General features: G+C 67.6%; 16 protein-coding genes. 4 read left to right on the top strand and 12 right to left on the bottom strand.

Annotation, left to right across the window (positions count from 1 at the left end; translation table 11 throughout):
* Positions 1-75: 75 nt before the first annotated feature.
* The 12 genes from urtA to cbiE form a co-directional block, all read right to left on the bottom strand.
* Entirely contained in the window at positions 76-1341 is a 1266-nt protein-coding gene (gene urtA / locus ACIP21_RS10840; RefSeq protein ID WP_400687235.1) for an urea ABC transporter substrate-binding protein, read from the bottom strand.
* A gap of 272 nt (positions 1342-1613) precedes the next feature.
* Positions 1614-3020, bottom strand: a complete 1407-nt coding sequence (gene cycA, locus ACIP21_RS10835; RefSeq protein WP_400687233.1) for a D-serine/D-alanine/glycine transporter — start codon at positions 3018-3020, stop codon at positions 1614-1616.
* Positions 3021-3254: 234 nt separating this feature from the next.
* Positions 3255-4622, bottom strand: a complete 1368-nt coding sequence (locus ACIP21_RS10830; protein WP_400687232.1) for a PepSY-associated TM helix domain-containing protein — start codon at positions 4620-4622, stop codon at positions 3255-3257.
* Between the two features lie 55 nt (positions 4623-4677).
* On the bottom strand, positions 4678-6735 hold the full coding sequence (locus ACIP21_RS10825; protein ID WP_400687230.1) for a TonB-dependent copper receptor: 2058 nt from the start codon (positions 6733-6735) through the stop codon (positions 4678-4680).
* Positions 6736-6801: 66 nt separating this feature from the next.
* The gene (locus tag ACIP21_RS10820) at positions 6802-7239 is read right to left on the bottom strand and encodes a DUF2946 domain-containing protein (protein ID WP_400687228.1); all 438 of its coding nucleotides are present in this window, start codon (positions 7237-7239) and stop codon (positions 6802-6804) included.
* A gap of 25 nt (positions 7240-7264) precedes the next feature.
* Positions 7265-7744: a copper chaperone PCu(A)C gene (locus ACIP21_RS10815; RefSeq protein ID WP_400687226.1), complete on the bottom strand. Its 480-nt coding sequence runs from the start codon at positions 7742-7744 to the stop codon at positions 7265-7267.
* A gap of 45 nt (positions 7745-7789) precedes the next feature.
* Positions 7790-8179 (bottom strand): DUF2946 domain-containing protein, encoded by a 390-nt coding sequence (locus ACIP21_RS10810; RefSeq protein ID WP_400687224.1) that lies wholly within the window; start codon positions 8177-8179, stop codon positions 7790-7792.
* A 209-nt stretch (positions 8180-8388) separates the two neighbouring features.
* Positions 8389-9243, bottom strand: coding sequence for an SPFH domain-containing protein (locus ACIP21_RS10805; RefSeq protein WP_400687222.1), 855 nt, complete (start codon positions 9241-9243; stop codon positions 8389-8391).
* A 28-nt stretch (positions 9244-9271) separates the two neighbouring features.
* Positions 9272-9709, bottom strand: coding sequence for an NfeD family protein (locus ACIP21_RS10800; protein ID WP_400687220.1), 438 nt, complete (start codon positions 9707-9709; stop codon positions 9272-9274).
* 62 nt (positions 9710-9771) lie between these two features.
* The gene (locus tag ACIP21_RS10795) at positions 9772-10506 is read right to left on the bottom strand and encodes a cobalt-precorrin-6A reductase (RefSeq protein ID WP_400687218.1); all 735 of its coding nucleotides are present in this window, start codon (positions 10504-10506) and stop codon (positions 9772-9774) included.
* Entirely contained in the window at positions 10503-11597 is a 1095-nt protein-coding gene (locus ACIP21_RS10790) for a cobalt-precorrin-5B (C(1))-methyltransferase (RefSeq protein WP_400687216.1), read from the bottom strand. The genes ACIP21_RS10795 and ACIP21_RS10790 overlap by 4 nt, the downstream gene beginning before the upstream one ends.
* Complete coding sequence (gene cbiE / locus ACIP21_RS10785) at positions 11590-12801, bottom strand: precorrin-6y C5,15-methyltransferase (decarboxylating) subunit CbiE (protein WP_400687214.1); 1212 nt, start codon at positions 12799-12801, stop codon at positions 11590-11592. Before cbiE ends, ACIP21_RS10790 begins: the two co-directional genes overlap by 8 nt.
* A gap of 242 nt (positions 12802-13043) precedes the next feature.
* On the opposite strand from cbiE, the gene cobG reads away from it, so the two are divergent.
* From cobG to cobJ, 4 genes are read left to right on the top strand one after another with little or no spacing between them, the layout of a single operon-like run.
* Positions 13044-14375 (top strand): precorrin-3B synthase, encoded by a 1332-nt coding sequence (cobG, locus tag ACIP21_RS10780; RefSeq protein ID WP_400687212.1) that lies wholly within the window; start codon positions 13044-13046, stop codon positions 14373-14375.
* Positions 14368-14994 (top strand): precorrin-8X methylmutase, encoded by a 627-nt coding sequence (locus tag ACIP21_RS10775; RefSeq protein ID WP_400687210.1) that lies wholly within the window; start codon positions 14368-14370, stop codon positions 14992-14994. Before cobG ends, ACIP21_RS10775 begins: the two co-directional genes overlap by 8 nt.
* A complete protein-coding gene (locus tag ACIP21_RS10770; RefSeq protein WP_400687208.1) occupies positions 14991-15725 on the top strand; it encodes a precorrin-2 C(20)-methyltransferase in 735 nt (244 codons plus the stop codon). The genes ACIP21_RS10775 and ACIP21_RS10770 overlap by 4 nt, the downstream gene beginning before the upstream one ends.
* Entirely contained in the window at positions 15713-17419 is a 1707-nt protein-coding gene (cobJ, locus tag ACIP21_RS10765; RefSeq protein ID WP_400687206.1) for a precorrin-3B C(17)-methyltransferase, read from the top strand. Before ACIP21_RS10770 ends, cobJ begins: the two co-directional genes overlap by 13 nt.
* Positions 17420-17423: the final 4 nt, after the last annotated feature.

Raw genomic sequence — 17423 nt, 5'->3', positions numbered from 1 at the left:
CAAGGTCCGAAACCTGTGCGGTCCCTGTGGGAGCGGGTTTACCCGCGAATGGGCCGCACAGCGGCCCCAGTGCACTCAGTTACCTTTCACTGCATAGTCCGGCCGCTTGTCGTTCCCCGGAATGAACGGGCTCCAGGGCTGCGCGCGCAATGGCTGCTCGGTTTCCCATACCACGCTGAACTGCCCGTCATCCTGGATCTCGCCGATCATCACCGGCTTGTGCAGGTGGTGGTTGCTCTTGTCCATGGTCAGGGTGAAGCCCGACGGCGCCTTGAAGCTCTGCCCGGCCAGCGCCTCGCGGACCTTGTCGACGTCGGTGGACTTGGCTTTCTCGGCCGCCTGGGCCCACATGTGGATGCCCACGTAGGTGGCTTCCATCGGGTCGTTGGTCACCGCCTTGTCGGCCCCCGGCAGGCCCTTGGCCTTGGCGTAGGCCTTCCAGTCGGCGACGAACTTCTGGTTGACCGGGTTATCCACCGACTCGAAGTAGTTCCAGGCCGCCAGGTGGCCCACCAGCGGCTTGGTGTCGATGCCGCGCAGCTCTTCTTCGCCCACCGAGAACGCCACCACCGGCACGTCGGTGGCCTTCAGGCCCTGGTTGGCCAGTTCCTTGTAGAACGGCACGTTGGAGTCGCCGTTGACGGTGGAGATGACGGCGGTCTTGGCGCCGGCGGAGAACTTCTTGATGCTGGCGACGATGGTTTGATAGTCGGCGTGGCCGAACGGCGTGTAGACCTCTTCGATGTCCTTGTCGGCCACGCCCTTGCTGTGCAGGAAGGCGCGCAGGATCTTGTTGGTGGTGCGCGGGTAGACGTAGTCGGTGCCCAGCAGGAAGAAGCGCTTGGCGCTGCCGCCGTCTTCGCTCATCAGATATTCCACGGCCGGGATGGCTTGCTGGTTGGGCGCGGCGCCGGTGTAGAACACGTTCGGCGACATCTCTTCACCCTCGTACTGCACCGGGTAGAACAGCAGGCCGTTGAGCTCCTCGAACACTGGCAGCACCGACTTGCGCGACACCGAGGTCCAGCAGCCGAACACCACCGCGACCTTGTCCTGGGTCAGCAGCTGGCGGCTCTTTTCAGCGAACAGCGGCCAGTTCGAGGCCGGGTCGACGACCACAGGCTCGAGCATCTTGCCGTTGACCCCGCCCTTGGCGTTGATCTCGTCGATCGTCATCAAGGCCATGTCCTTGAGCGATGTTTCGGAAATCGCCATGGTCCCCGACAGCGAATGCAGGATGCCGACCTTGATGGTTTCGGCGGCCTGGATGCTCCAGCTCAGGCCCATTGCGGCAAGGGATGCGCTGAGGGTAAAGGCCTTGATCAGACTGCGACGCTTCATGTGCTCTCTCCGCTGAGTTCTTTATGGTGTTGGCCAAGCGGGGAGGGGCGTTGCAAGGGGTGTGCCTAGTGGCGCAATGGGCGTCGTAGAGGGGTTGTGCGAGGTGTTGGGGCGTTTTCTCGGTCCAGGTTGGTGCCTGGTGGATTTGTGTGCACAGCATTGGGGCCGCCCTGCGGCCCTTTCGCGACACAAGGCCGCTCCTACAGGAATGCGCGTACTTCTGTAGGAGCGGCCTTGTGTCGCGAAAGGGCTGCGAAGCAGCCCCAGCAGATTCACCCGTTACGCACAGCCGTGCGCGGATGGCGCCTGCTGCGCACGAACTGATAGGTCACCGCCAGCAGCAGGAACCAGATCGGCGTCACCACCAGCGCCGAGCGGGTGTCCGCTTCCAGGCTCAGCAGCACCAGGATGAAGGCGAAGAACGCCAGGCACACGTAGCACATGAAGCGCCCGCCCGGCATCTTGTAGGTCGACGCCTGGTGCAGCGCCGCACGGTGCGTGCGGTACTTCAGGTACGACAGCAGGATCAGCGTCCAGACGAACATGAACAGCACCGCCGACACCGTGGTCACCAGGGTGAACGCCTCGACCACGTTCGGCACCAGGTAGATCAGCACCGCGCCCAGCAGCAGGCAGGCGCAGGAGAAGAACAGGCCGTTGGCCGGTACCGAGCGGCTCGACAGTTTCTCGAACGCCCGTGGCGCGTCACCTTCCTGGGACAGGCCGTAGAGCATGCGGCTGGTGGAGAACACGCCGCTGTTGGCCGACGAGGCCGCCGAGGTCAGCACCACGAAGTTGATGATGCTGGCCGCCGCCGGCAGGCCGGCCAGCACGAACAGTTCCACGAACGGGCTCTTGCCCGGCACCACGTCACGCCATGGGGTCACGGCCATGATCGCGATCAGCGCCAGCACGTAGAACACGATGATGCGGATCGGAATCGAGTTGATCGCCCGCGGCAGGGTGCGCTCGGGGTTCTTCGCCTCAGCCGCGGTGGTGCCCACCAGCTCGATGCCGACGAAGGCGAACACGGCGATCTGGAAGCCGGCGAAGAAGCCCATCAGGCCATTGGGGAACATGCCGCCGTCGTTCCACAGGTTGGCCAGCTGCGCGGTGCGCCCGCTCGGCGAGGTGAAGCCGGTGACGACCATGTACAGGCCGGTGGCGACCAGGCCGAGGATGGCGACGATCTTGATCAGGGCGAACCAGAACTCCATTTCACCGAACATCTTCACGGTGACCAGGTTCAGCGACAGCAGCACGCCAACGCAGGTCAGCGCCGGTATCCACTGGGGCAGGTCGGGGAACCAGAACTGCGTATAGGCGGCGATCGCCACCACGTCGGCGATGCCGGTGACCACCCAGCAGAACCAGTAGGTCCAGCCGGTGAAGTAGCCGGCCCAGGGGCCGAGCAGGTCGGCGGAGAAGTCGATGAACGACTTGTAGTTGAGGTTCGACAGCAGCAGCTCGCCCATGGCGCGCATGACGAAGAACAGCATGAAGCCGATGATCATGTAAACGAAGATGATCGACGGCCCGGCCAGGCTGATGGTCTTGCCCGAGCCCATGAACAGGCCGGTGCCGATGGCACCGCCGATGGCGATCAGCTGGATGTGACGGTTGGTCAGGTTGCGCTGCAGATGCTGGTCATCTGGCGTTGTGGGTGAAGGTTGCGTCATCAGGCTGCATTCCCTTGAGAGGTCAGTCTTCTTGTCGGAGGTAGCCGGGTAGGCTAACACGCTCGTGCCAGATAGGGGCGTGACAGATCGACTCGACTTTCGCGGAGCAGTGTTTTGCCTGTGACGGCCCTTTCGCGGGTAAACCCGCTCCCACAGGTCCAACACAGGCCTTGGATCCTGTGCTGTACCTGTGGGAGCGGGTTTACCCGCGAAGAGGCCCTTGCAGGTCAAGACTCAGGCACTGGCCAGCACCCGCCGGCGCCTCACCACCAGGCTGTCGACCACCCACATCACCACCATCGACACCCCCACCAGCGGGAACATCACCCCGAGCACCAGCATCACCGCCACCGCCGCCTTCCAGCGCGGCAGGTCATGGCGCAGCGGCGGCACCCCGAGCCCCCCCTCGGGCCGGCGCTTCCACCACATCACCAGCCCGCTCACCGCACCGAGCAGGATCATCAGGCACACCAGCAGGATGATGATCTGGTTCAGCGGCCCGAACATCTTGCCTTCATGCAGCATCACGCCCACTTCGGTGGCACGCGCCACCGGGCTGTAGTCCTGCCAGCGCACATCGGCCAGCACCTTGCCGGTGTACTGGTCGACATGCAGGGTGGCGTCGTTGCGCGGGTCGTCGGCGAACACGGCGATGGTGTACACGCCGTCGGCGGTGGTCGGCGCGGTGATGCTGTAGCCCGCTGCAACGCCACGCGAGGTGGCGATGTCCTGCACCTGTTGCAGGCTCACCTGGGGGGCGGCCGGCGCACTGTGCATCTGATGATGCCCGGCATGCTCGGCATGGGCGCCGGACTGCGGCATCGGCGTGTTTTCCATGGCCCACGGCACGGTCTGGCGGTGCGCGCTGTTCAGCTCGCGAGCCTGCTGGTCGGACTTGGGCACGTCATTCCACATCGCGGCCGGAAAGCGGTTCCACAGGTCGGCGTACTGCTTGCCCCACATACCGGTCCAGGTCATGCCGCTGACCAGCATCAGCAACAGCAGCGCCGAACCCCAGAAGCCGGTCACCGCGTGCAGGTCGCGCCAGAGCAGCCGACCGCGTGCCGATAGCCGCGGCCACAGCACGCCGGCGCCATTGCGCCCGCGTGGCCACCACAGGTACAGGCCCGAGACCACCAGGACGATGCCCCAGCCGGCGGCCAGCTCCACCAGGCGATCGCCGACCGTGCCGACCATCAGCTCGCCGTGCAGGGCCCGGGCGATGGCCTGCAGGTTCTGCTTGCCGTCCTGCTCGCCGAGGATCTTGCCGCTGTAGGGGTCGACGAACACGTTCAGTTCGCGGCCAGCGTCATGCACCACGAACTGTGCGCTGCGGTCGACGTCGACCGGTGGCAGGTACTGGCCGACGTGGCCCTTGGGGTAAGCCTGGCGGACGTCGGCCAGCAAGCTGTCCGCCCCCTGTCGGTGGTGGCCGGCCTCGACCACCATCAGGTCGCGGTACAGCAGCGGGTCGAGCTGCGGCTTGAACAGGTAGATGATCCCGGTGATCGCCAGCAGGATCATGAACGGGGCGACGAACAGCCCCGCATAGAAGTGCCAACGCCAGGCCAGGTTGTAGAAGTTGCTGCGTGTTCCTCTCATGGGAACCTCCTGTGTGACCAGCAGTTGGGCGCGACGCAAGCCGCGCCCGTTGTTGTCAGAAGCTGAAGTCGACCTTGGTCCAGACGGTCCGGCCGGGCTCGTTGACCGGCTGTGGATCCGTGGCCGGGTAGCCGAAACCGGCATTTCCGGCCAGGTTCAGGTGCTCGGCGTAGGCCTTGTCGAACAGGTTGTCGACACCCGCGCTGAGCTTGAGGTTGTGGCTGACCTTGTAGGCACCGTTGAGCGAGAACACGCCGAAGCCGCCGCTCTTGTCGTAGTCCTTGCCGACCACGTTGCCCTGGTTCTCGGCGATGCGGTTCTGCGCCGCGACCAGCCGCCAGAGCGCCCCGGCGCTCCAGCTGTCACGGCTGTAGGTCAGGCCCAGGCGGCTTTCCAGCGGCGGCATCTGCGGCAGCGCCTTGCCGTCGCTGCTGTTCTTGCCCCAGGCGTAGGCCAGGGTGGCATCGGCCTTCCAGCGCTCGCTGAGCTTGTAGGCCGCGCCCAGTTCGCCACCCATGATGCGCGCATCGATGTTCTGCGCCCGGGACGTGCTCATGCCCATCATCGCGTTGCGGTAGTCGAACAGGATGTAGTCGCGGATCTGCCCGACGTAGCCCGAGGCCCAGGCCTCCAGGCGCTCGTCGCGGTACTGGATGCCGAAGTCGAGCTGGGTGGTCTTTTCCGGCTTGATGCTGTCGAAGGCGTTGACCGAGCCGGCCGGGCCCTGGTCTGGCGAGAACAGCTCCCAGTAGTCGGGGAAGCGCTGGGCATGGCCGAGGCCAATGTAGGTGGTTGCCGGCACGGCCGCCAGGTCGTGTTCGTAGCGCACGAAGCCGCTGGGCAGGGTGTCGGCGCGGGTGTTGCCGTTGGTGGCGCTGTCGTCGCGAAAATCCCGGGCCGAGGCGCGGTCCAGGCGCGCCCCGGTGATCAGCCGGTCGGCACCGCTGGCGTACCAGGTGAGTTCGCCGAAGACACCGTAGTTGTGGAAGTCGGCGTCCTTGTTCCAGGGCTCGTTCTTGTAGGCGTCGACGCCCATGGCGCTGCGTGCGCGGTGCTGGTTGGTCTGCGCGTCGATGCCGCTGATCAGCTGCACGTCGGCCCAGCGCCAGGTGGCCTTGATGCGGGCTCCCAGGGTGCGGCGCTCGACGGCAGCGGCCATGGGGCCGGCCATCATGCCGGTGCCCGACGGCGTGCGCAGGCTGTAGTTGTCCATCACGTGGTCGGCGTAGTTGTAGTAGACCTGCGCCTCGAGCTTGTCGAGCACTTCGCCGAGGCCGGACTTCTCGAAGCGCAGGCCCAGGCTCTCGCGCTTGAACTGCGCGCCGTCCATGCCACGCCCGGCGTAGCGGGCCTCGCCGTCGCCCTTGCCGGCGGTGAGTTCGAGCAAGGTGTCCGGGTCGGGTGTCCAGCCCAGGGTCACATCGCCGTTCCACTTCTCCCAGCGTGACGGCACGCTGTCGCCGTTGCCGTCCTTGTAGTCGTCCGAGCGCGACTGGTTGCCGATGAAACGCGCATAGCCCTGGCTGTTGCCGGCGGCGGCGTCGAGCACCTTGTCGAAGCGGCCGTTGGAGCCGGCCAGCAGGCTGGCGTTGACCCGGCTGCCGAGGCTGCCGAACTTTTCCGGTTCACGTTCGAAGAGGATGGTCCCGGCCGAGCCGCCCGGGCCCCAGATCACGCTTTGCGGGCCTTTGATCACGGTCAGGCGGTCGTAGGTTTCCGGGGCGATGTAGGAGGTTGGGGCGTCCATGCGGTTGGGGCAGGCGCCGAGCATGACGCCGCCGTTGGTGAGGATGTTCAGGCGCGAGCCGAACATGCCGCGCAGCACCGGGTCGCCATTGGTGCCACCGGCGCGGATCGCCGAGAAACCGGGGATGGTCTTGAGGTAGTCGGCGCCATCGCTGGCCGGCACTGGCTGGCGCGGGTCCTTTGGGTTGGTGACCACGGTCAGCGGCGAGCTTGGCGCGATGGCGGTAATCACCGTCGGGCTCAGCTCGGCCTCATGGCCTTCATGGCCAGCGTCGGCGGCCAGGGCCACGGGGGCGAGCAGTGAGCCGCACAGGGCGGCGAATGTCCCGTACAAGGCGGGAGGAAAAACAGACGTGCAGCCGGACATAATGATTCCAGTCGATCAGTCATGGGACAGTGCGAAGCCTTCAGGCTCCGGGTAGCAGCAGGGGTGTCAGACGCTGATCGAAAGGGGCGGCGCGCGGCTGCGCGCACCGGGGAACACGGCCTGCCGGGCATGGCCCTGGCGCGTGGAGGCGGGGATGAGGGTGGGAGGAACGGCGCTGGCGACGCTGAGCGGGCTGAGGGTCTGTGGCAGGGCGGGGCAGTTGAACAGCAGGCTGCAGTAGCCGCACTTCTCCCACATCGCATGCAGCTGGCCATCGTTGCCGTGGCCGTGATGGCTGTCGCCGCCGTGCGCATGCTCGGCCGGCATGGACATCGACATGTCCATCGGCATGTTCATGCTGGCGTGGTGGTCCATCGGCATCGATTGGGAAATCAATGGGCCGATGAAGATCATCCACATGGCGAACAGGCTCAGCCAGCCGCCACCGACGCGCCTGCGGTCAGGGCGGGTGGTACGGCCGGGGCTGTTGCGCGGCAGGCTCATGCTGGCGAGTGCCTGTCAGCGGGCGTCAGTGCGCGTGTTCGTGAGCCTGGTCCGCCGGGGCCTGCTTCTGCACGGCGACGTCGACGGTGACGTCGCCGGCTTTCTCGAAGTGCAGGGTCAGCGGGAAGCGCTTGCCATCGCTGAGCAAGCTGCGGTCCTTGGGCTGCATCAGCATCACGTGGTAGGCGCTGGGGGCGAAGGTCAGGTCCTTGCCGGCGGGCACCACCACGCTCTGCACCTGCTGCATCTTCATGGCACCGTTGCTGCCCATGGCGTGCTCGTGCAACTGCGCGTCATCGCTGATCGGGCTGTCGACACTCAGCAGGCGGTCATCGGCCTTGCCGTTGTTGTGCACGACGAAATAGGCGGCGACGTTGGGGGCGTTGGGCGGCAGTTGCAGCGACCAGGGGTGGGCGATGTGCAGGTCGCCGACGGTGTATTCGTGGGCATTGGCATAGGCGCCGGGCAACAGCAGGGCGGCCAGTACAAGGGCTTGCTTGAGCATGGTGTGTCTCCGATCGGTGAGGTTCAGGCTGACAGCTTGAAGGACTCAGACCAGTGGAGAGGCACGGGGATTGAGCGCCGGCCAGAGCTGGCGCGGCGTCGGCTGGTAACGGGCGGGTGGCGGCTCGCGACCTGCCAGCAGCGTCGGCGGGTTGTGCAGTTGCGGCGGGTAGCCCGGCAGGGCCAGCAGCGGCGCGGCGCCCGAGCAGCACCAGCAGTGCTGCATGTTGGAGTGCTGGTCGCTTTGGCTGCCGAGGTCGATCTTGGCCAGGGCCTGGACATCGACCTTGGCCTTGCCGGCCAGGCTGGAACAGAAAGCCCCCCACAGCAGCTGCTCGGCCGGGCCCTTGGGCGCGGCAGAAGACAGCGGCATGGCCAGCAGGTTGAACAGCACTGCAAGGCAGGCTATCCAGGCAATGTGCCGACGTGGGGGCATGGAGAGATCCGGTCAGGAATCGTGGCGGTATTGTAAGGCGGAGTATAGGTAAAAATGGCGGGGTGCGGTGAAGTGACGCAGGCGGGGTGTTTGGACCGGGGGCTGCGTTGCAGCCCTTTCGCGACACAAGGCCGCTCCTACAGGGGAACGCGACCTCTTGTAGGAGCGGCCTTGTGTCGCGAAAGGGGCGCAAAGCGCCCCCGTCATTCTCAGGCCTTGTTACGCCCCATCAGCCCCCGCACGGTCTCCTGCAGGTCCGCAGGCAACACCACGACTTTCGAGTTGTTGCTGCTGGCCAGGTTCTCCATGGCCCCCACATAGCGCTCACCCAGCAGGTACATGGCCGGCACGGTCTCGTTGCCTACCGCTTCCTTGACCAGCGAGATCGCCCGCGCCGAAGCCTCGGCCAGGTTGACCTGCGCCTCGGCGTCCAGCTTGGCCGACTGCAGGCGCGCCTCGGCTTCGAGGATCGCTGCCTGCTTGGCGCCTTCGGCGCGGGTCACGTCGGCTTTACGTTCACGCTCGGCGGCCGCCTGGCGTTCCATGGCCAACTGCATGTTCTCCGACGGCTTGATGTCCTGGATCTCCACCGAGCGCACGGTTACGCCCCAGTCCTCGGTCTGCTCGGACATCGCTTCACGTAGACGCGCCTTGATCTGTTCGCGGCTGGACAGCGCTTCGTCCAGGTCCATGGCGCCGACGATGGCGCGCAGCGAGGTCATGGTCAGGCTGGTGACGGCAAACGAAAAGTTCTGCACGCCGTAGGAGGCTTTCTGCGGGTCGACCACCTTGGCGAAGCACAGGGCGTTGGCGACGATCACCGCGTTGTCCTTGGTGATGATTTCCTGTTGCTGCACGTCGAGGATGATGTCCTTGGTCGGCAGGCGGTAGGCGACCACGTCCATGTACGGGATGACGATGTTCAGGCCCGGCTTGAGGGTGTTGTGGTAGCGGCCCAGGCGCTCGACGATCCATTCCTCGCCCTGGGGCACGATGCGCACCCCCTTGAACACGGTGATCAGGACGAACACGGCGATGGCGCCGACGACGATGAGACTGGTCATGATGCTGACTTCCTTTTTAGGTGCCGAATCAGGCCCGGACGACCCGGGCGGTATTGCCTTCGATGGCGACGAGCCGTACACGCTCGCCGGCGGGGATGTCGCCGTCGGCGACGCAGGTCCATTCCTCGTTGCCCAGCAGCGGCTTCTGGAAGCGCACGCGGCCTTTCTGGAATTGCGAAACGCTGGCGGTCAACAGCCCGACCTCACCGATCACGCTGTCGGCGGTCCAGCGCACATCCGGCCGCTTGCGCTTGAACAGCTTGAACCAGAGGAACGTGGTGACCGAGGAGAACAGCACCCACAGCAGTACCTGCTTGTCGAGCTGCAGGGCGGGGGCGGCAAGGGCGATCAGCGAAACCAGCACGGCACCGATGCCGAACCAGATGATGAAGAACGTGGGCAGGACCAGTTCGAGCAGGATCAGGGCGATACCGAAGACCAGCCAGATCCACCATTGCATTTCCATATGAGTGACGCCTTCCGGAGGGGAAGGCTGAGTTTAAGGCAGCCAGGAGGCACAGGGCCACTTCAAGTGGTGAGAGAAAAGTCTGAAATAGCCGTCAGTAATTGTGCGGAAGCTGTGAATTCCCAATCTACCGCAGGCAATACCGGGCGCTTCAGGACCAGTACCGGCACCCCGCGCTCCCGCGCCACATCGAGTTTCGCTTCGGTCGCCACGCTGCCGCTGTTCTTGCTCACCAGCACATCGATGCTGCGTCGCTCGAACAATACGCGCTCGTCCTCGAGGTGGAATGGCCCTCGGGCGCCGATCACTTCGCAGCGGTCGTTGCCGGGGCAGGCCTCCAGCGCGCGCAAGGTCCAGAACTGCTCCGGCGGAATCTCTGCAAGATGTTGCAGCGGCTCTCGGCCAAGGGTGAAGAGGGGGCGCCGGAAGGGCTTGAGTGCTTCGATAAGGCCTGCCCAGTCTTCCACTTCGCGCCAGTCGTCCCCTGGCTGCGCCTGCCAGGCCGGGCGGCGCAAGGCCCAGCAGGGGATGCCGACGGCCTGCGCGGCGCTGGCGGCATTGCGGCTGATCTGCGCCGCATAGGGGTGGGTGGCATCGATCAGCAGGCTGATGCCGGCCTCACGCAGATAGGCTGCCAGGCCCTCGGCACCGCCGTAGCCGCCGACCCGCACCTGGCATGCCAGGTCCTGGGGCACGCGGCCGATGCCGGCCAGGCTGTAGACGTGCTGCGGACCGAGCTGGCGGGCGATGGCCAGGGCCTCGGTGACGCCGCCGAGCAGCAGGATGCGGCCGCTCATTGCACGCCTGCCTTGCCGACGATGCCGCCCTGGCGGTCGATGGCGAACACTTCCACCTGCACTTCGGCCGGCACCACGCTGCGGGCGAAGGCCAGGGCATGGGCGCAGACCGCATCGCCCAGGGCGACGCCGGCGGCATGGGCCAGGGCCAGGGCCTGCTGGCTGGTGTTGGCGGCGATGATGGCGGCTTGCAGCTCGGCATCGGCGCCGATGTCCGCCGCCCAGCCGGCCAGTTGCGGCAGGTCGATGCTCGAATGGCGGCTGTGCAGGTCCATGTGCCCGGCGGCCAGCTTGCTGATCTTGCCGAAGCCCCCGCACAGGCTCAGGCGCGGCACCGGCACCTTGCGCAGGTGCTTGAGCACCGCGCCGACGAAGTCGCCCATTTCGATCAGGGCGATTTCCGGCAGGCCATAGACCCGGCGCATGGTGTCTTCGCTGGCGTTGCCGGTGCAGGCGGCGACATGGGTGTAGCCGTTGGTGTGGGCGACGTCGATGCCCTGGTGGATCGAGGCGATGTAGGCCGCGCAGGAGAACGGCCGGACGATACCGCTGGTGCCGAGGATCGACAGCCCGCCAAGAATCCCCAGGCGCGGGTTCATGGTCTTCAGCGCCAGTGCCTCGCCGCCCTGTACATTGACGGTGACCTCGAAACCGCCCGCATAGCCACAGTCCGCAGCGAGCTGGCTCAGGTGTTCGGTCATCATGCGCCGCGGCACCGGGTTGATCGCCGGCTCGCCCACCGCCAGCACCAGCCCCGGGCGGGTGACGGTGCCGACACCCTGGCCCGCGACGAAACGGATGCCCGGCTCGGCGAGCAGGCGCACCTGGCTGTAGAGCAGGGCGCCGTGGGTGACGTCCGGGTCGTCGCCGGCATCCTTGAGCGTGCCGGCTTCGGCGCGCTCGCCGAGCAGACGGCAGAATTCCAGGCGCATCTGCACCACCTTGCCCTTGGGCAGGGTGATGTCCACCGCGTCGTCGCGCTGGCCGGTGAGCAGCAGCTTGGCCGCCGCCAGGCTGGTGGCGGTGGCGCAGCTGCCGGTGGTCAGGCCGCTGCGCAGGGGCGCGGGCTGCTCGCGGGTTTCTTCACGCATCGAGGGGTTTCACCACGTCGAGCAAGGTGATCGGCAGCGCCTGGCGCCAGGTGTCGAAGGCGCCCAGGGGTTGCGCCTGGGCGACGTGCAGGCGGGTCAGCTCGCCGCCATGCTGCTCGCGAAAGTGCGCCAGGACCAGTTCGCTCTGCAGGGTCACGGCATTGGCCACCAGCCGCCCGCCGGGGCGCAGGCGCTCCCAGCACAGCGCCAGCACGCCTGCGCGAGTGACGCCGCCGCCGATGAAGATCGCGTCCGGGCGCTCCAGCCCGGCCAGCGCCTCGGGCGCCTTGCCGCAGACCAGCTGCAGGCCGGGTACGCCGAGGGCGTCGCGGTTGTGTGCGATGAACGCCTGGCGACCCTCGTCAGCCTCGATGGCCAGGGTGCGGCACGCAGGGTGGGCGCGCATCCATTCGATGCCGATCGAGCCGCAGCCGGCGCCGACGTCCCACAGCAGTTCGCCAGGTTGCGGCGCCAGGCGCGCCAGGGTGATGGCGCGCACGTCACGCTTGGTCAACTGGCCGTCATGGCGGAAGGCGCTGTCCGGCAGGCCGGGCACCCGCGACAGGCGCGGCGCGTCCGGGCTGGCCAGGCATTCGATGGCGACCAGGTTCAGTGCGGCGATTTCCGTGTGCGGCCAATCATCGGCGGTACCGTTCAGTTGCCGTTCTGCCGCGCCACCGAGGTGCTCCAGCACGTGCAGCCGACTAGGCCCGAAACCGCGTTCGCGCAGCAGGGCGGCGATGGCGGCGGGGCTGTCGCCGTCGTTGCTCAGCACCAGCAGGCGCTGGCCGCTGTACAGGTGGGCATTGAGCGCCGCCAGGGGGCGGGCCACCAGCGACAGCACCTGCAGCTCCTGCAATGGCCAGCCCAGGCGGGCGGCGGCCAGGGCGCAGGAGGAGGGCATCGACAGCACCTGCATTTCCGCGGCCGGCACCTGGCGTGCCAGGCTGGCGCCGACGCCGTAGAACATCGGGTCGCCGCTGGCCAGCACGCACACCGCCTGGCCACGCATGGCCAGCACCGGTTCGAGCGAGAACGGGGTGGGCCAGTCCTGCCGTTCGGCGCCGATGCAGCGTGGCAGCAAGGCCAGCTGGCGCCGGCTGCCGATGATCCGCGCGGCGCCCAGCAGGGCGCGCCGGGCCTGCTTGCCCAGGCCGCTGAAGCCGTCTTCGCCGATGCCTACTACTGTCAGCCAGGGGGTCATGTGTTTCGTTCCGCCATTTTTGGGGCCGCTGCGCGCCGCTTCGCGGGTAAACCCGCTCCCACAGGATCGCCACAGTGCCGAAGCCTGTGCAGTGCCTGTGGGAGCGGGTTTACCCGCGAAGCGGGCGACACGGTCCTGAATTTCTACTCAATCGCTGAGGATGCTCGACCACCGGCTTTTCATGCCGCCGGACAAAGCAGGCATAATACCGCGCCTTCTACACTCAAGCGCAGTTTCAGCGATTGCCGGACGCCCCTTTGACGCCATCCCACAGCCCTGCCGCATCACTCCGCCCCTCGGCCTGCCCGGGGTTGTGGCGCATCGTCGGTGCCCGTGATGGCGGCATCTGCCGTATCAAGCTGCCCGGCGGCCTGCTGCTGGCCGACCAGGCCGATGCGCTGGCGACGGCGGCCGAGCGCTTTGCCGGCGGGGTGATCGAGGCCACCAACCGTGGCAACCTGCAGATTCGCGGCATTGGCGACGACCACGCCGGCCTGGTCGACAGCCTGCTGGCCGCCGGCCTCGGCCCGCGCGATGCCGCCAGCGACGATGTGCGCAACCTGATGCTCAGCCCGCTGGCCGGGCACGATCCGCGGATGCTGCTGGATGTACGCCCGTTGGCCGCGCAGATCCTCGAACTGCTGCAAGCCACGCCGCGCTTCCACGAGCTGTCGGCCAAGTTCGCCGTGCAACTCGATGGCGGCGAAGGCCTGGCGATGCTCGAACACCCCCACGACCTGTGGCTTTCGCCCCTGCGCCTGGAGCAGCGTGACTGGCTGGCCTTCGGCCTGGCCGGGTGCCCCGCCGATGGCCAGGTGCTGGGCGCCGTACCGGTGGAGCAGGGCCTGGCGCTGGTGCGGGCAGTGCTCGAGCGGTTCCTCGACCTGGCCAGCCCCGAGCAGTCGCGCATGCGCCAGTTGCTGCAAGGCTGCTCGCCGGACACGTTCATCGACGGCCTTGGCCTGGAGCTGCGGCGCGATGCGCAGGTGCTCGCCTGGCGACGAGAAGTCGCCGACAGCCCATGGCTCGGGGCGCTGGCGCAACGGCAGGGCACGGCCCTGGGCGTGGCCCCGCCGCTGGGGCGGCTGACACCTGCCATGCTCCGTGGCGCTGCCCGTATCGCCCGGCAACAGGGCGACGGCAGCCTGCGTCTGAGCCCTTGGCAAAGCCTGGTGCTCACCAACATCGCGCAGGCGTCGGTCGCGGCGGCGCAAGCCGAGCTGTCGGCCCTCGGCTTGCTCTGCCAGCCTGATGAACCGCTGGCGCGGCTGGTTGCCTGCACCGGCAGCAGTGGCTGCGCCAAGGCCCTGGCCGCGACCAAGGCCGATGCCGTCACCCTGGCCGCCCAGCTGCCGCCTGGCGCCCCCGCCAGCGTGCACTTGTCCGGCTGCCCCCGTTCCTGCGCCGTGGCCCATGTCGCCACGGCCACCCTGCTGGCCCGCTCGCCGGGCCGCTATGACCTGTATTTGCGCGACGCGCGCCTGCCGGGCCTGGGTGCCCTGCGCGCCGCCGACCTCACCTTGAATGAAGCAGGCGCCATGCTCGCCCTGCCGACGGAGCACCTTGATGATTGATTACATCCGCGATGGTCAGGAGATCTATCGCAATTCCTTCCGGATCATCCGTGAGGAAGCCCGGCTCGAGCGGATCCCCGCCGACCTGGAAAAACTCGCCGTGCGCGTGATCCATGCCTGCGGCATGGTCGAGGCGATCGACGGCCTGCAGTTCTCCGAAGGCGCTGGCCGTGCCGGCCGCGAGGCCCTGGCCAAGGGCGCGCCGATCCTCTGCGACGCGCACATGGTCGCCGAAGGCATCACCCGCGCGCGCCTGCCAGCTGACAACAAAGTCATCTGCACCCTGCGCGACCCGAGCGTGCCGGGCCTGGCCAAGGACGCCGGCAATACTCGCTCGGCGGTGGCCCTGGAGCTGTGGCGTCCGCACCTGGAAGGCAGCGTGGTGGTGATCGGCAACGCGCCGACGGCGCTGTTCTACCTGCTGGAGATGATCGACGCGGGCGCCCCCAAGCCTGCGCTGATCCTCGGCTTCCCGGTCGGTTTCGTCGGCGCTGCCGAGTCCAAGGCGATGCTCGCGGCCGACAGCCGTGGCGTGCCGTTCGTGATCATGCAAGGCCGCCTGGGCGGCAGCGCGATGGCCGCCGCCGCGGTCAACGCCCTGGCCACGGAGGTCGAATGATGGCGCCGCGCGGACGCTTGCTGGGCCTGGGCGTAGGCCCTGGCGACCCCGAACTGATCACCGTCAAGGCCCTGCGCCTGCTGCGCGAGGCGCCCGTGGTGGCGTACTTCGTCGCCAAGGGCAAGCGTGGCAACGCCTTCGGCATCATCGAGGCGCACCTGCAGGCCGAGCAGACCCTGCTGCCGCTGGTGTACCCGGTGACCACCGAGGTACTGCCGGCGCCGCTGTCCTACGAGCAGGTGATCAGCGACTTCTATGACGAAGCCGCCGTGCAGGTCGCCGAGCACCTGGACGCTGGCCGCGATGTGGCGGTGATCTGCGAGGGTGACCCGTTCTTCTACGGCTCGTACATGTACCTGCACGACCGCCTGGCCGGGCAGCATGAGGCCGAAGTGGTCCCGGGCGTCTGCTCGATGCTGGGCGGCGCCTCGGTGCTGGGCGCGCCGCTGGTCTATCGCAACCAGAGCCTGTCGGTGCTCTCGGGCGTGTTGCCGGCCGAGGAGCTCAAGCGCCGCCTGGCCGATGCCGACGCGGCGGTGGTCATGAAGCTGGGCCGCAACTTCCCCAAGGTGCGCCAGGTGCTGGGCGAACTGGGCCTGGACCGGCGCGCGCTGTACGTCGAACGGGCGACCATGGGCAACCAGAAGATCGTGCCGCTGGATGAGGTCGACCCACAGTCCTCGCCGTACTTCTCGCTGATCATCGTGCCGGGGGAAAAATGGCAGGGCTGAACCTGAACACCGCGCCGGCCATCGTCATTCTCGGCAGCGGCAGCCTGGCCACCGCGCAGCGGATCCAGCAGCGTTATCCACAGGCGACGATCCACGGCCTGCGCGGCCGGGTCGAGGGCGCCGACCAGTACTACGACGCGTTCGGCGATACCTTGCGCGCGCTGTACCAGCAGAACACGCCGATCATCGCCCTGTGCGCGGCCGGCATCGTCATCCGCAGCCTGGCCAGCCTGCTCGACGAAAAAGGCGCGGAGCCTGCGGTGCTGGCCGTGGCCGAGGATGGCAGCGCGGTGGTGCCGCTGCTGGGCGGCCTGAGCGGGGTCAACGTCATGGCCCGCGAGCTCGGCGAGGCGCTGGGCGTGGCAGCGGCCATCACCACCAGTGGCGAGCTGCGCTTCGGCACCTGCCTGCTCAACCCGCCCGAGGGCTATGCCCTGGCGGACCTGGAGCAGGGCAAGCGCTTCGTCTCCGACCTGCTGGCGGGCGAGACGGTGCGCATCGAAGGTGATGCGCCTTGGCTGGCCCAGGCGCAACTGCACGCCAGCGACGCCGCGCAGCGCACCATCCATGTAGGTTGCGATGCGCGCGTGGCGAGCCGGGACGAACTGCTGATCCACCCGCGTTCGGTGGTGGTGGCCTTGGCCGCTGGCGGTCCTGGTGTGGCCCAGCAGGTGCGCGGCGCCTTGCACGATGCCGGTATCGCCGAGGCGTCGCTGGCTTGCCTGCTGGTCGCCGAAGAGGCGATGGCTGAACCTTCGCTGAGAGAGGCGGCCGAGGCGCTGGGCGTCGTGCTGCGCTTCGCGTTAATGGATGACACGCTGGCCAGCATGGCTGGCGCCGCACTGCCGGGCGCGCGGCTGATCGAACGGCCGGGCGTGGTCATCGCCATAGCCCCGACGCCGGTCGAGGTTGCCCGGGTGGGCCGCAAGCGCGGTCGCCTGGCGGTGATCGGCCTGGGCCCCGGCGCCGCCGAGCTGATGGTGCCTGCCGTGAAGGCCGAGCTGGCGCGTGCCGAGGACATCCTCGGCTACGAAACCTACGTGCGCATGGCCGGGCCGTTCCGTGACGACCAGGTGCAGCACTGCACCGACAACCGAGAAGAAATGCAGCGCGCCCGCCATGCCTTCGAGCTGGCGGCCCAGGGGCGTTCGGTGGTGGTGGTGTCGTCCGGTGACCCTGGCGTGTTTGCCATGGCTGCGGCCGTGCTCGAAGCCCTGCATGGGTCCAGCGACCCGGCCTGGCAGCGGGTCGAGCTGGAAATCCTGCCGGGCGTGTCGGCCTCGCTGGCCACCGCCGCGCAAGCCGGCGCGCCACTGGGGCACGACTTCTGCGTGATGTCGCTTTCGGACAACCTCAAGCCCTGGTCGATCATCGAGAAACGCCTGGACCTGGCCTGCCAGGCCGATCTGGTGCTGGCGTTCTACAACCCGATCTCCAGGTCCAGGCCGCACCAGCTCGGCGTGGCCCTGGAGGTCGTGCGTCGCCATCGTGACGGACAGACGCCGGTGGTACTGGGCCGCGATATCGGCCGGCCGGGGCAGAGTCTCAAGGTCGTGAGCCTGGCCGAACTGACGCCGGAAATGGTCGACATGCGCACCATGGTCCTGGTCGGCTCGTCCACCACCTGCACCTTCGACCGCGCCGATGGCGGGCAATGGGTCTACACCCCGCGCTGGTACCCGGTCGCCCCCTGAAGCG

This window comes from Pseudomonas sp. NPDC089401, from assembly GCF_044749485.1.
Classification (GTDB): domain Bacteria; phylum Pseudomonadota; class Gammaproteobacteria; order Pseudomonadales; family Pseudomonadaceae; genus Aquipseudomonas.
Note: the sequence above shows the minus strand (reverse complement) of the source record. Positions and strands in the feature narration are given on the sequence as shown.